This window comes from Pseudomonas sp. MWU13-2517 (genome assembly GCF_023242545.1).
Lineage (GTDB): Bacteria > Pseudomonadota > Gammaproteobacteria > Pseudomonadales > Pseudomonadaceae > Aquipseudomonas.
Genome location: NZ_JALMFA010000018.1, coordinates 118464 through 134594, shown reverse-complemented (window position 1 = coordinate 134594; position 16131 = coordinate 118464). Strand labels below are relative to the sequence as shown.

General features: G+C 64.7%; 4 protein-coding genes. All 4 read right to left on the bottom strand.

Going from position 1 to position 16131, the window contains the following annotated elements; translation table 11 throughout:
- A partial coding sequence (locus tag M5B97_RS23895) for a non-ribosomal peptide synthase/polyketide synthase (protein ID WP_248732866.1) occupies positions 1-12687 on the bottom strand: 12687 nt, incomplete at its 3' end.
- A gap of 261 nt (positions 12688-12948) precedes the next feature.
- Entirely contained in the window at positions 12949-14121 is a 1173-nt protein-coding gene (locus M5B97_RS23890; RefSeq protein ID WP_248732865.1) for an MFS transporter, read from the bottom strand.
- 40 nt (positions 14122-14161) lie between these two features.
- Positions 14162-15517 carry an MATE family efflux transporter gene (locus M5B97_RS23885; RefSeq protein WP_248732864.1) on the bottom strand — a complete coding sequence of 452 codons (1356 nt, stop codon included), beginning with the start codon at positions 15515-15517 and terminating at the stop codon, positions 14162-14164.
- Between the two features lie 25 nt (positions 15518-15542).
- The gene (locus M5B97_RS23880; RefSeq protein ID WP_248732863.1) at positions 15543-16115 is read right to left on the bottom strand and encodes a DUF2239 family protein; all 573 of its coding nucleotides are present in this window, start codon (positions 16113-16115) and stop codon (positions 15543-15545) included.
- Positions 16116-16131 lie beyond the last annotated feature (16 nt).

Sequence of the window (16131 nt, the reverse complement as noted above, 5' to 3'; positions counted from 1 at the left end):
CTTGGGCAAGCCGGTGGAGCCGGAGGTGTAGATCACGTAGGCCAGGTTGTCGCCGTCCAGCGTCACCTGCGGGGCGCTATCGCTGTGCTCGGCCCAGTCCTCGGGGCGATCAATCGCCAGGGTATCCAGGCCCTCGGGAACCGGCAGTTGCTGCAACGCCACGGTATGGCTCAGCAGCAGTTGCGCACGGCTGTCCTGCATCATGTACAGCAGGCGATCTCGCGGATACTCGATGTCCAGCGGCACATACACGCCACCGGCCTTGAGCACCGCCAGGAAGGCCACCATGATCTCGGCACTGCGCGGCATGGCGATGGCCACGCGCACTTCCGGGCCGACGCCACGGGCAATCAGCTCATGGGCCAAGCGGTTGGCCTGGCGGTCGAGCTCGCCGTAGCTCAGGGTGTGCGCATCGAACTTCACCGCCACCGCCTCGGGTTTTTCCCGGGCACGGTCGGCAAACATTTCATGCACCAGCCGTTCGGACGAGAAGCCGGAATCGGTGCAATTCCAACGTTGCAGAATGTGCTGTCGCTCCGCTTGACCCAGCAGATTCAACTGGGCGATGGGCTGCTGTGGATCGGCAACCATCGCCTGCAACAGGTTTTGCCAGTGCCCGGCCATGCGCTCGATGGTGGCAGGCGCAAACAGGTCGGTGGCGTAACTCAGGGATGCGCGCAACGCCTCGCGGCTTTCCTCTACGTCCAGCGCCAGGTCGAACTGCGCCACGCCTTCATCCCAACTCAATACCTCGACATGCAAGTCGGCCAGTCGTTGCAAATGGCTGTCAGCCGACGTGACGCGGTGGTTGAACAGCACCTGGAACAACGGGCTCAGACTCAGGCTGCGCTCCGGTTGCAGCGCTTCCACCAATTGCTCGAACGGCAGGTCCTGATGGGCCTGGGCCTGCAGCGAGCGTTGGCGTACCTGGCCGAGCAATTGCTCCACGCTCATTGGCCCGTGGATATCAGCCTTGAGCACTTGGGTATTGACGAAGAAGCCGATCAAACCCTCGGTTTCCAGGCGGTTGCGGTTGGCGATCGGCACGCCGACGCGCACATCTTCCTGGCCGCTGTAGCGGTGCAGCAGCGCCTGGTAGGACGCCAGCAAGACCATCGGCAACGTCACTCCGGCGTTTTGCGCCAACGTACGCAACCCGGCCAATAAGTCAGGCGCCAGCTCGATGCCCAAGCGTGCACCGCGATGGCTGGGCAGCGCCGGGCGCTGGTGGTCGAACGGCAACTCCAGTACCGGTTGTTCACCGCCCAGTTGCTCACGCCAGTAAGCCAGTTGACGCGCCTTTTCCCCAGCCTCCATCCAGTTGCGCTGCCACACGGCATAGTCGGCGTACTGGATCGGCAATGCCGGCAGGTTCGGCAGCTCACCGTGGCTGAAGGCGGCGTACGACTGCACCAGCTCCTCGACCATCAGTTGCATCGACCAGCCATCGGAGACGATGTGATGCTGCACCAGCACCAACACGTGATCGTCCTCGGCCAGACGCAACAAGCTGACCCGCAGCAATGGCCCGCGCAGCAGGTCGAACGGGCGTGCGACCTCCTCGGCAACCCGGGCCTTGAGGTCGGCATAGGCCGTGTCGGCCAGGGCAATGTCGATCACGCCGGACGCTTCAATGACCTGCACCGTGCCGCCGGTGTCCTGGCGCAAATGGGTACGCAGGCTTTCGTGACGGGCCAGCAAGGCGTCGAAACTGCGTTGCAGCGCATCCAGGTCCAGTGGGCCGTGCAAACGCAACGCGCTGGGGATGTGGTACGCCTGGCTGTGGGGGTCCAGTTGCCAGAGGAACCATTGGCGCTCCTGGGCATACGACAGCGGCAAGGGTTGCGTGCGGTCGGCCTTGAGCAGCGCCGGCGCGGCTACGCCCTCTTCGCCCAGGGCACGCACGAAGTCACCCAGCAAGGGGTGTTCGAACAGGGTCTTGAGCGCAACTTCCAGGGCCAGCGCCTGACGCACCCGCGACACCACCCGCGTGGCCAGCAGTGAATGCCCGCCCAGTTCGAAGAAGTGATCGTCGAGGCCGACTTGCGGCACGTCCAGCACCTCGGCCCAGATCGCCGCGACCAGCTGCTCCCGTGGACTGACCGGCGCCATATGGCGTTTGAGCGACAGACTCGCGTCCGGTTTGGGCAGTGCCTTGCGGTCGAGTTTGCCATTGGGGGTCAAAGGCAGGCTGTCGAGCATCAGCAGGTGCGCGGGCACCATGTAATCCGGCAGGCGCTCGCGCAAAGCGGCTTTGTAGGCCTCCTGCGTGTCGGGCGCCGAACTCACCAGGTAGGCAATCAAGCGGTCGTTATCGGCCAGCACCACGGCCTCACGCACGCCGTGGTGTTCACGCAGGCAGGCCTCGATCTCGCCCAGCTCGATGCGGAAACCGCGCACCTTGACCTGATGGTCGACCCGGCCGATGTACTCCACCACACCGTCGGCGCGGTAACGCGCCAGGTCGCCGGTGCGATACAGGCGTTCGCCCGGGGCGCCGAAGGGGTTGGGTACGAAGCGTTCCGCCGTCAGTGCCGGGCGCTCGTGGTAACCGCGCGCCAAACCCACGCCGGCGATCAGCAACTCACCCGGGGCGCCCACTGGGCACGGGGTTATGCCGGCATTCAGAATAAACAGCGCGGTATTGGCGATCGGCCGCCCGACAAAAGGTTGCGCCTCCAACAGGCGGTGGGCAGCCGACCAGATGGTGGTTTCCGTCGGGCCATAGAGGTTCCACACCGGCCCTTGCAGGTCGAGCAGGCGCTGGGCCAGGTCCGTGGGCAGAGCCTCGCCGCCACACAGGCATTGGATGCCACGCAACAGCTCGGCCCGCGGGCTGTCGAGCAGCATGCGCCAGGTCGATGGGGTGGCTTGCAGCACACTGGCGGATTGTTGCTGGGCCAAGTCGAGAATAGCCTCCGGGTCGAGGGCCATTTCCTGGCCGCTCAACAACAGCGTGGCGCCGACCGTCAGCGGTACGTAGAGCTCCAGGGCAAAGATGTCGAACGAGAACGTGGTGAGCGAAAGCATCCGCGCATCCGCGTCGATGTGCAGGGTGTCGGCCATGCCGCTGGTAAAGCTGCACAGCGCCTGGTGACGCACCATTACGCCCTTGGGCTTGCCCGTGGAACCGGAGGTGTAGATCACGTAAGCCAGGTGCTCCGGCAAAACATTGACCTGCGGGTTGTGTTCGGCGCCATCGGCATCATCCACCCGCAGCACCTGCAGCCCCTGCGGTTGTGCCAGTTGCCCGAGCAGGTGCGCCTGGGTCAACAGCACGCGGGCGCGGCTGTCTTCAAGCATGAAGGCCAGTCGCTCCACCGGGAATTGCGGGTCGAGCGGCACGTAGGCGCCACCGGCCTTGAGCGTGGCCAGCAGGCTGACGATCATGTCCGCCGAGCGCTCGACATGCACCGCCACCAGCACATCCGGGCCGACGCCCGCGGCGATCAGGCGGTGGGCCAGACGATTGGCGCGCCGATTGAGTTCGCCATAGCTCAAGGCGTGCTCGTTGAACTGTACGGCCACCGCGTCCGGCCGGGCCTGCGCCTGGGCTTCGAACAGCTGATGCACACCGCGCCCGCATGGGTAAGGGGTGTCGCTGTGGTTCCAGTCACTCACCAGTTGCTGCCATTGCGGCGCGCTGAGCATCGGCAGCTCATCCACGGCCACGCACGCATCACGCACCACGGCGCGCAGCAGGTTTTGCCAATGCCCGGCCAGGCGCTCCACGGTCGCCGGTTCGAACAGATCGGTGGCGTAGGTCAACGACGCCCACACACCGTCGGCCGACTCTTCAGTTTCCAGGTTCAGGTCGAACTGGGTGGTGTGAGCCGCCCAATCCACCGGCTGCAGCGCCAGGCCGGGTAAATGCAGCTGGCCTGGGCGCAGGCTGTCCTGGTGGTTGAACATCACTTGGAACAGGGGGTTGTGGCTCAGGCTGCGCTCCGGTTGCAGCGCTTCCACCAACTGTTCGAACGGCAAGTCCTGATGGGCCTGGGCCTCCAGGGCGCGATGCTTGACCTGGGCCAGCAACTGGTCAAAGGGCATGTCCCCGCTGAGGTCGGCTTGCAGCACTTGGGTGTTGACGAAAAAGCCGATCAGTCGCTCGGTTTCCAGGCGATTACGGTTGGCAATCGGCACCCCGACGCGGATCTGCGACTGGCCGCTGTAGCGATGCAACAGAGTCTGGAACGACGCCAGCAGCAACACGAACAAGGTCACGTCCTGGCGTCGGGCCAGGGCCTTGAGCTCGGTCACCAGCGCACTGTCCAGGTGCAGGGTGTGCCGGGCGCCGCGATGGCTTTGCTGTGCCGGTCGCGGGTGGTCCAGGGGCAGTTCCAGCACACCTTGCTCAGTGCCCAGGCGTTCACGCCAGTAATGCAGCTGGCGCTGGGTTTCACCCGCCGCCATCCAGTCGCGCTGCCACACCGCATAGTCGGCGTACTGGAACGGCAACGCCGGCAGCGCAGCCTGGCCCTGGTAGAGCGCCACCAGCTCGTCGACCATGACTTGCATCGACCAGCCGTCGGAGATGATGTGATGCTGGGTGATCACCAGCACATGGTGGTCGGCCGCGACGGCCAGCAGCTTGACGCGCATCAGCGGGCCGTTGCGCAAGTCGAATGGACGCTGGATTTCCGCGGATACCGCGCGTTCGACGTTCGCAGCGCCGACCTGTTGGTGATCGATAGAAATCGTCAGGTCAGGGTGAATCACCTGCCAGGTTTGTTCACCCTCCTCTGCAAAGGTGGTGCGCAGGGGTTCATGGCGTTGCACCAGGGCGTCAAAGGCCAACTCCAGCGCCGCGATGTCCAGCGGGCCGCGCAGATGCAAGGCACTGGGCACGTGATACGCAGCACTGGCCGGGTCCAGTTGCCAGAGGAACCATTGGCGCTCCTGGGCGAAGGACAAGGCCAGCGGCCGATCCCGGTGCACGGCCACCAGCGCTGGCGTGGCGTCGGCTTGCAACGCCGCGCACGCCGCTGCGAACGCTGCCAGGGTCGGCTGTTCGAACAGCGTGCGCAAAGGCACTTCCAACTTCAGTGCGTGGCGTACCCGGGAAACCACTTGGGTCGCCAGCAGCGAATGACCGCCACGCTCGAAGAAGTGGTCATTGAGCCCTACCTGCTCAACCTGCAGCACGGCCTGCCAGATCGCCGCCAGTTGAATGTGCAGGGCACTTTGTGGGGCCACGTAGGCGTTTCGCGCCTGGTTCAGGTCCGGCGCCGGCAGTGCGCGTCGGTCGAGTTTGCCGTTGTTGTTCAGGGGCAAGGCATCCAGCACCTGCCAATGGGCCGGCACCATGTAGTCCGGCAGGGACTGGCGCAGGGTGCTTGCCAGGGCCTGCGTGTCCAGCGTCTGCTCCCGGGCGGCGACGACGTACGCCACCAATTGCGCACCGGTTGCGCTCGGCTGGGCGATTACCGCCGCTTCACGCACCCGGGGCAAGGCTTGCAGGCTGGCTTCGATTTCGCCGATTTCGATACGGAAACCGCGAATTTTCACTTGATGGTCGATTCGCCCGACGTACTCCAGGGCCCCGGCCGCGTTGTAACGGGCCAGGTCGCCACTGCGATAAAGCCGCGCACCGGGCACGGCGGAAAATGGATCCGGCAGGAAGCGTTCGGCGGTCAGCGCCGGGCGGTCGAAGTAACCCTGGGCCAGCCCGGCTTCGGCGCCGATGCACAGCTCGCCCACGCCATCGGTGGCCAGCAATTGGAAACCGCTGTCGAGCACATACAGCGAACGCCCCTCAATTGCCCGTCCAATCGGCACACCGAACACATCGCTGGCATCGGCCGGTTGGCAGTCATGCACACTGGAAACCACGGTGGCTTCGGTCGGCCCGTAGGTGTTGACCAGGCGCACATCGCCCAGCCCCGCCGCATGCCAGGCACGCAGCCCCTCCACCGACATGGCTTCCCCGCCCACATGCACCTGGCGCAGCTTACCCAGCGGGCGACCGTCGACGGCGCACTCCTTGGCCAGCAAGTACCAGTAGGCCGCCGGCAAGTCAGCCAGGGTCACGCCCTGCCCGACGATTTCCCGCGCCAGTTGGCCGGCATCCCACAGTTCATCGCCGCGCATGATCAGCGCCGCGCCGACACACAGCGGCGGGTAGCACTGCTCGACAAAGCCGTCGAAGCTGAAGGTGGCAAATTGCAGCACGCGATCCTCGGCAGTCAGGCGGCTATAGCCTTCGGCGCTGTCGCAGAACTGACCGAGGGCCGCGTGGTCGATGGCCACGCCCTTGGGCTGGCCGGTCGAGCCGGAGGTGTAGATCACGTAGGCCAGGTCAGCCGCCGTCGCCCGGTTGAGCGGGTCGCTCGCAGGGTAGCCGGCGCACTCGTCGCCGCTTGCAGTGAACTCAAGGCGAGCCAGACCTTGGGGCAGTGGCAGGTCGTTGAGCAGCCCGGTTTCGCTGAGCAACAGGTCGAGGCGACTGTCGGCCAGCATGTAGGCCAGGCGCTCGTTCGGGTAGTTCGGGTCCAGCGGTACGTAGGCCGCACCGCTCTTGAGCACCGCCAGCAGGCTGACGATCAACTGCGGGCCACGCCGCGCAGCCAGCCCAACACGCCGGCCCGGACCTGCGCCCAGTTCCAGCAGACGATGGGCCAGGCGGTTGGCGCGCTCGTTGAGTTGGGCATAGCTCAAACGCGCATCCCCCGCCTGCACCGCCAAGGCATGCGGTGTGGCCTGGGCTTGAGCGGCGATGCGCGCGTGCACCAGCGTGGACTGGCGGGCCGCGGCGGCGGATTGACTGGATGCAAGCACGTCGCGCTGTGCGGCGGCGTCCAGCAGTTGCAGGTTGCCGAGCGGCGCCTGGGCGTCGGCGACCATTTGCGTCAGTACGTGCAGCAGGTTGGCGCTCAAGCGTGCGACTTGCGCCTCGCTGAAACGCGCGCGGTCATAGCTGAATTCCAGGCGCAGGCTGGCACCCAGTTCGATGCCCAGGGTTAGCGGGTAATGAGTGCGTTCATGATTGTGCAACGTGCCGAAGCTCAGGCCGGCAGGCGCACCTTGTTTCAAGGCTTCGGCCACCGGGAAGTTTTCAAACACCAGCAAGGTGTCAAACAGCGCGGCACCTTGTTGACCGGCCCAGCCCTGGATGTCGTAGAGCGGCACATGCTCATGATCACGCAGGCTGAGGTTCAGCGCTTGCAGCTCGCCTAGCCAGTCGGCAACCGGCTGCGCCGGTGATGCCGCACTGATGATCGGCAAGGTGTTGATGAACAGGCCCAGTTGCTGTTCGATCCCCGGCAACGGTGCCGAACGCCCGGCCACGGTGGCACCGAACGCCACGCACACCTGACCGGTGTAGCGTTGCAGCAGGAGACTCCAAGCCCCTTGCAACAGCGTGTTGAGGGTGACTTTGTGCTGGCGGGCACAGGCGCCGAGTTGCTGGGTGAATGCGCTGCCGAGTGCCACGTGATGGTCAGCCATGCCCACGCCGTCGACCGGCGCACGCAGCGCATCGGCCAGCAGGGTTGGGCTTTGCAAGGGTGCCAGGGCAGCCTTCCAGAACGCCTCGCCCGACGCCTGCTGCTGCAGCCAGCCCAGGTAATCACGGAACTGCCCCAATGGCGCGGGCAACGCCTGGCCGGCGTAGTGGGCGATGACTTCGCTGAGCAACTGAGCGTTACTCCAGCCATCCATAAGGATGTGATGGCTGGTGAAGATCAGGTGCCAGGCCGTGCCCACGCCGCGTACCAGCATCAGACGAAACAGCGGCGCGCAGCTCAGCTCGAAGCCGCGTTCGCGCTCGGCGGCGGCCAGCGCGTTGAAGTCGGCGTCGGCGTCTTCAATCACCTGCAACTGCAAGTCGACCTGGCGCTGGACCACTTGGTGGGCGCTGTCCAGACCCTGCCAGTGGAAGCTGCTGCGCAGGATGTCATGACGGTCCAGCACCGCCTGCCAGGCGCGGCCGAATGTCAGCAGGTCCAGGCCTTCGATGTCCAGGCACAGTTGATTGATATAAGCCTGCCCTTGAGGCTCGTACAGGGTATGGAACAGCATGCCCTGCTGCATGGGCGACAACGGATAGAGGTCGGCGATGGTCGGCCCGGCGACCGGCAGCGCGTCCAGTTGCTGCTGGGTCACGCCCGCCAGCGGGAAGTCCGACGGTGTGACCTGCCCAGCCGACGTGGCGCAGCAGTGCTCGATCAAAGCTTTGAGTTCCGTAGCGTAGTCATCCGCCAGGCGCTGGATGGTCGCGGCGTGGAACATGTCGCGACTGAAGCCCCACTGCAACGCCAGCTCACCGCCGTACACCTGCCCTTCCACCGTCAGCCAGTTGGCCAGCGGGGCCTCGGGGTCCTGGGCCTGGCCGCTGCCCTCGGTGGCCGGTACAAACAGCGCGGACGCATTGAACTGGCGGTCGAACTGCCCCAAATAGTTGAAGGTGATACGCGGCGCGCCCAGCCCCGCCAGGGATTCGCGCGCCTCAGGCGCACCGAGGTAGCGCAGCAGGCCGTAGCCCAGCCCCTTGTCGGGCACCGCACGCAGTTGTTCCTTGACCGACTTGATCGCGCTCGCCAGCTCACCCTCAGCCTGCAAACGCACCGGAAACAGGCTGGTGAACCAGCCGACGGTGCGCGTCAGGTCGACACCGTCGAACAGGTCTTCACGACCATGCCCTTCCAGCTGGATCAGCGCAGCGGGCTGGTCGCTCCAGCGGCCGACCACGCGGGCCAGGGCCGTCAGCAACAGGTCATTGACCTGGGTGCGGTAAGCCGCCGGCGCCTCTTGCAGCAACTGGCGGGTGTATTCGGCATTCAGGCGGATTTCAATTTTGCTGCCCAGGCGATTCTGCAGGCCGCCGTGGGGGTTGTCGCACGGCAGCTCGGTATCCATGGCCTGCGCCTGCCAGTACGGCAGCTGCGCATCCAGGCGTTGTGCATGCGCTTGCAACTGCTGCGCCCACTGCTGGAAAGCACTGGTCTTGGCCGGCAGTGGCGCGTCGCGGTAAGCCTGTTGCAAGTCTTCCAGCAGGATGCGCCAGGACACGCCGTCCACCACCAGATGGTGCACCACCAGCAACAGGCGCTGACTGCCATCGCCGAGGGTGACCAGGGCGGCACGCAGCAACGGCCCCTGGGCAAGGTCGAGACTGCGCTGGGCTTCTTCGCACAATGCGGCCAGTTCAGTGTGGTCAACGGCCTGGCACTGCCACACAGCAGCCGTGCTGACAGGCGCCGCATAGGTCTGCTGCCAGCCGTCGGCGTGCTGCACAAAACGCAGGCGCAGCGCATCGTGATGGTTGATCACTTGCGTCAGCGCGGCTTCCAGGCGTACAGGCTCCAGCGCCTCACGCGGGGTCAGCAGCAACGATTGGTTCCAGTGGTGACGCGCCGCAATCGCCTGGGCGAAAAAGCTCTGCTGCACCGGCGTCAAGATCACTTCGCCGCTGACCGGGCCTTGGTCAATCGCGCTGGCCTGCTCGAAGGTCGCGATCAACGCCAGGCTGCGCACACTCTGGTACTGGAACACGTCACGCGGGCTGAGGCGAATCCCCGCCTGACGAGCACGGCTGACCACCTGGATGGAGATGATCGAATCGCCGCCCAGCTCGAAGAAGTTGTCGTCCAGGCCGACCCGGTCCAGCCCCAGCACATCGCCCCAAATCGCCGCCAAGGCTTTTTGCAGCTCGCTTTGCGGGGCAATGAACGCCTGTTGCGGCGTGGCATCCGGCAGCGGCAAGGCCTTGCGATCCAGCTTGCCGTTGGCGGTCACCGGCAGTTTGGCCAGCGCAATCAGGTGCGTCGGCACCATGTATTCCGGCAGGCTGCCGAGCAGCCAGGCCTTGAGGTCGGCGGGTTCGTTGTTTTCGTGCACCAGGTAGGCGACCAACTGTTTGCCGCCCTGCACCAGCACCACGGCCTCACGCACCGAAGGATGCTGCATCAGGCGCGTCTCGATTTCGCCCAGCTCAATGCGCAGGCCGCGCAGTTTCACCTGGTGATCGAGGCGACCGAGGTATTCGATCACACCGTCGGCACGCTGGCGCACACGGTCGCCAGTGCGGTACAAGCGCTCGCCGCACAGGAACGGGCTCGGTACAAAACGCTCGGCCGTCAGCGCCGGGCGACGATGGTAACTGCGTGCCAGGCCCGTGCCCCCCAGGTACAGCTCACCCGAGACGCCGGCAGGCACCGGGTTGAGCTGGGCATCGAGCACATACGTGGCCAGGTTGGCGATCGGACGGCCGATGGGCACGCTGTCGGCGCCTTCGTCGACGCAGGTCCAGTGCGTCACGTCGATGGCGGCTTCGGTCGGGCCGTAGAGGTTGTACAACCCCACACCCGGCAACTTGGCGAAAACCTGTAGTTGCGCATCCAGCGGCAAGGCCTCACCGCTGCACACAATGCGCTTGAGGCCCGTGCAGGCGCGCACACCCGGCTCATGGATGAAGGCCTGGAGCATCGAGGGCACGAAATGCAAGGTGGTGATGGCGTAGCGGCCGATGGTTTCGATCAAGCGCGCCGGCTCACGGTGCTCCCCGGGAGCGGCGACCACCAGGCGCGCGCCGGTCATCAGCGGCCAGAAGAATTCCCATACCGAGACGTCGAAGCTGAACGGGGTTTTCTGCAAGACCGCGTCGCCGGCATCCAAACCGTAGGCCTGTTGCATCCAGCACAAACGGTTGACCAGAGCACGATGGCTGTTGCCGGCACCCTTGGGCTTGCCGGTGGAGCCGGAGGTATAGATCACATAGGCCAGGTTCAACGCCTGGATAGTCACGGCCAGCGGTTCGGTGCTGTAGCCGTCGAGCCAGCCTTCGGCCTGATCCAGGGCAATCACCTGGACACCTGCGGCGGGCAGCATCGGCAGCAGGCTGTGCTGGCTGAGCAGTAAGGTGATGCTGCTGTCTTCGATCATGTAGGCCAGGCGATCCTGCGGGTACTCAGGGTCCAGCGGCACATAGGCGCCGCCCGCCTTGAGGATGGCCAGCAGTCCCACCACCATCTCGATGGAACGTTCGACGCAGATCCCGACCAGCACGTCCGAGCCGACGCCCCGCTCGCGCAAGGCATGGGCCAGTTGGTTGGCGCGAGCGTCGAGCTGGGCGTAGCTGAGGGTGCTTGCGCCGAACTGCAGCGCCGGAGCGTGCGGCGTGCGCTGCGCCTGGTCCTCGATCAACTGGTGAATGCCGCGCTCGGTCGGGTACGCCTGGGCGGTCTGATTCCACTCGCTCACCAGCACCTGATGTTCGTCGGCGGCCAGCATCGGCAGTTCACCGACGCGTTGCTCGCCATCGGCGACCATGGCGTGCAGCAGGCTGATCCAGTGACGCGCCATGCGCTCGATGGAAGGCGCATCGAACAGGTCGTTGGCGTACGTCAGCGCGGCATGCAGGGTGCCGGACTTTTCAAAGGTGTCGAGGGTCAGGTCAAACTGGGTGGTACGCCCTTGCCACTCCACCAGGGCCAGTTCCAGACCGGAGGCGGTGCTGACGGCGGCGATATCCGCCACCTGCGGCTGGTGGTTGTACATCACCTGGAACAGCGGCGTGTGGCTGAGGCTGCGCTCGACCTTCAAGGCTTCCACCAAACGTTCGAACGGCAATTCCTGATGGGCCTGGGCACCGAGGGCGTGCTCCTTGATGCCTTGCAGCAACTCGGCAATGCGGGTTTGCCCGGTCAGTTCAGTGCGCAGCACCTGGGTGTTGACGAAGAAGCCGATCAGCCCTTCGACTTCGGTGCGGTTGCGATTGGCGATGGGCACGCCGACGCGAATATCGCCCTGCCCTGTGTAGCGATGCAACAACACGTTGAACGCGCCGAGCAGCAGCATGAACAGGGTGACGTTATGGGTTTGCGCGCAACTGCGCAGTTGCGCGGCCAGTGCCGGGTCAATCGCGAAATTATGGCGGGTGCCCCGATAGCTGGGCATGGCCGGGCGCGGGCGATCGGTGGGCAGTTCGAGTACCGGATGCTCGTCACCCAGGCGCGCCTGCCAGTAGTTCAACTGGCGCGCCTGCTCCCCCGCTTCCAGCCAGCGGCGCTGCCACAAGGCGTAGTCGCTGTACTGGATGGGCAACGCCGGCAATTGCGGGGTTTCGTTGCGCTCATGGGCGTCGTAGCAACGGATGAACTCGTCGATCAATACGTTCATCGACCAGCCATCGGAGACGATATGGTGCAAGGTCAGCAGCAACACATGCTCCTGCTCGTCGAGCTTGAGCAGTTGCACGCGCAGCAGCGGGCCGTTTTCCAGGTCGAACGCCTGCAGCGATTGGCGGGTAGCCGCGTCTTGGACGGCTTGCTCGCGCGCATCAAGCGGCAATGCACTGAGATCCAGACGCTCTATGGCCAGCGACGGCAGGTTAGCGACTTGCTCCAGACGATCATCTGCCTGGCGCTGGAACACCGTGCGCAAGGTTTCATGGCGTGCCACAAGGCTGGCGAAGGCTTGCTCCATGGCGTGCACATTCAGGTCGCCCTTCAGCCGAACGGCGCCAGGCAGGTTGTAGGCGGCACTTGCAGGGTCCAACTGCCAGAGAAACCACATGCGTTGCTGGGCGTAGGACAGCGCCTGGCGATCCTCCACTTCCACCCCCGCCGGAATCGGAAACCGGGAAAAGTCCACGCCTTCTTTCTGCAAGGCTTGCAGGAACAATTGGCGTTTTTCCAGGGGCAGCCCGATAAACCGGCGAGCAAGTTTCAAGGAGTCTTCAGCATTCATTTCTTGGAGTCCGGAGCAATAGGCGGGAAGCACAAAGGCACGTCGTCCCTATAAAACGAACCGGAAAGGGAAAAATTAGCGGGGAATGGGGCGGGTATCCGCCGGAATGCAGCGACCGGAAACGGTCGGCCACACAACCGGTACGCCGTTGATGTGGCGGGTAAAAAGCCCGGCGTGGGATGAGGGTCGCCAGGTCACTGAATGGTCGCGGTCAGATTGCAGGAAATACAAGAAATACAGCGGGTCCGCACACGGGGGCCATCAGCCCAGCCGCCGATACCCCAACACCGCCGACCCCAGCACCACCGCGCCCGCCCCCAACGCCACCCAGAACCCGCTGGCGGCGCCAAAGTGGTCGATCATCCAGCCGGAGCTGGCGGCACCGATGGCCACACCGATGCTCAGGCCGGTGATCAGCCAGGTCATGCCCTCGGTCAAACGGCTCGGCGGGACGATCTGCTCCACCAGTGCCATAGACACGATCAGGGTCGGGGCGAAGAACAACCCGGAGACAAAGACCGCCACGGCCAGCCCTGGAATGTTGGTCACCAGCAGCAACGGTAACGTCGTCAACGCCGTGGCCACGCCGCAGATCAGGAACTGCCGGGGCAGCGGCGCCTTGCGCTTGAGGGTGCCGAAAGCCAAACCCGCCAAGCATGAACCGATGGCGTATACCGACAGCACGATACTCGCCGCAGCCGGCTGGCCCTGGTGCTGGGCAAAGGCCACGCTGACCACGTCCACCACCCCCACGATCACTCCCATGGCCAGCAACAGGACCATCAGGATCAGCACCGAGGGCGAAGCGATCAGCCAGCGGCCGTGATGGCCGTGGTGTTCGTGCACGGGTGGCTCGGTTTCGCGTTGCAACACAAAGATGGTGACACCCACCGCCAGCAACAGCGCAGCCACCAACGGCCCGGCCTGCGGGAACAACACCACGCACAGGCCCACCGATATCGGCGGGCCGATGATAAAGCACACCTCATCCAGCACCGACTCCAGCGCAAATGCGGTTTGCAGCCTGGGTTGGCCGCGATACAACGCGGTCCAGCGCGCCCGTACCATGGCCGACATGTTGGGCATGCAACCGGCGAAGGCGGCGAACACGAACAGCGTCCAGTTCGGCGCTTGCACGTAGGTGCACAGCAGCAACATCAGCAAGGCCCCACCACCGACCCACGCCGCAATCGGCAGCACCCTGCCCTGGCCGTAACGATCAACCAGCCGTGACACCTGCGGCGCGCACACTGCCGTGGCCAAGGCAAACACCGCCGCTACCGAACCCGCCAGGCCATAGCCGCCGTGCACCTGCGAGAGCAGCGTGATCAGGCCGATACCGGTCATGGAGACCGGCATGCGCGCCAGCATCCCCGCTAATACAAAAGCGCGCGAACCGGGTGCCTGGAATAACTCAGCGTAGGGATTTGCCATTGCTCAACGTCTTGATTGCCCGAATGTGCGCACGCTTTTATCACACCAGGCGCTTGATCTGCTTGTGCCGCCACACCAGCCGGTAATAGGCGGTCTGCAACGCCAGCATCGCCAGGTACGTCACCGGAAACGCCATCCACACCCCTTCAAGGCCGAAATGCGCATTGAACAGGTACGCCATCGGCAACTCAACGCACAGCACACAGAAGATCGAGATGGCCACCGGCATCAGCACCACGCCGCTGGCGCGCATGATCCCGCCGATCACCGCCTGGAAACCGAAGACCAACACACTCCACAACATGATGTGCAGCAGGTGTTCGGCCCTGACCCGGGCGACTTCGTCGGTGATGAACAGCCCCAACAGCCAATGGGACAGCAGGTAGCCGAGCACGATCAAGCCACCGGTCAGGCAGGTGTTGATCAACAGCCCGGTGCGCAGAATCGGCCCGATGCGTTCCAGGCGCCCGGCGCCGATGGCCTGCGCGCCAAGAATCGAGGCCGTGATGGCAATCGACAATGCCGGGAACTGCACATAGTTGACGATCTGCGTCACCGCGCCATAGGCCGCCGTGGCCTGGGAGCCGTGCCCGTTGACCAGGGCCAGAATGACCAATTCCGATAACGACAGCACCACCATCTGCAACCCGGTGGGCAAGCCGATGCGCAGGACCTTACCGAGGATGACGCGATCGAGGCGCAAAGCCCCAAGTAACTCACGATCCGGCGCCATCACGTGGTTTTTATGCCGCAGGCGCAGAATCAGAAACGCCATCGCCAAGGCATTACCCACCAGGCCCGCATACGCCCCGCTCTGGATACCCATGGGCGGCAGGCCGACCCAACCGCGGATCAGCGCCGGAGTCAGCAGCAGACCCACCAGAGTCGACACCATCAGTGCGAGCAACGGCGAGAGGGTGTCACTGACGCCACGCAACAACTGGGTGTAGAGGATGAAGACCAGCAACAGCGGCATGATCAGCATCATCACCTGGGCATACGCCACGGCATCATCCAGTACATCGACCGGCGTGCCCAACGCCTGCAAGGCCGGGCGCGCGAACAGGCCACCCAGCACGGCCGCGACCAACCCCACCAGCGCGCCCAGAGTCAGAGTGGCGCCGGTAATCACCTTGACCAGCCCGGTTTCCCCGGCGCCCCATGCCTGGCCGATCAGCACCGAAGCCCCCGCCCCCAGGCCGATTACCAGGGCGATAAAGAAAAACACGATGGGAAACATCCCCGACACGGCTGCCAACGCCTGGGTGCCGAGCAGTTGCCCGACATAGATACCGTTGAGGGTGCCGGAAAAGCTCTGCAAAAAGTTGGACAGCACCATCGGGGCCAGAAACAACAGGTAGATCTGCCACAACGGCCGTTTTGGAGTGACTTCCATGGAGGTTCGAATCCCTGAATGAGGGTTAGGCAGCGAAGGCATTGCGAGATAGCCAGGCCAGGTACGTCCGCACGTCCGCCGGCCAATGCGCGATTTTGTTGGAAAAGTCAGAGGCGTCCTGGGCAAACAGCGCCCGCGAGGCGTCTTCGAAACCTGGCAGGTCACCGCCGATGGCACTCATGAAACGATAACTGGCTTCCTTGGCCTGGCGCATTTGATCACGGGATGCATGAACATTGCGCGCTTCATCCACCAACCGCCGCAACGCTGCCGACGCACCACCCTGTTGCTGGCCGAGCCATTCCCAATGACGCGGCAACAAGGTGACCTCCCGCGCGACCACGCCCAGCTTCGGACGCCCGACCGAAGGCGTCGCGGGCGGCGCCTCATCTGCGTCTGTCGGCGCCGGTGGCGCAGGTGTGTAACCCGCCGGCCAGGGGTAGTCGACCTGAGTACCGGTGGCATCATCAAAGGCCAGGAAGCTGCCGGCCGGTAGATCAAGACTCGATAAGGCGTCGGCCACTTCGGCATAAGAGCCGGCGGCTATGCGCTGATGGCGAACAAAGACGGTGCACAGGGGTGCGTTTTGCATCGACATGGATTATTACCCGGGC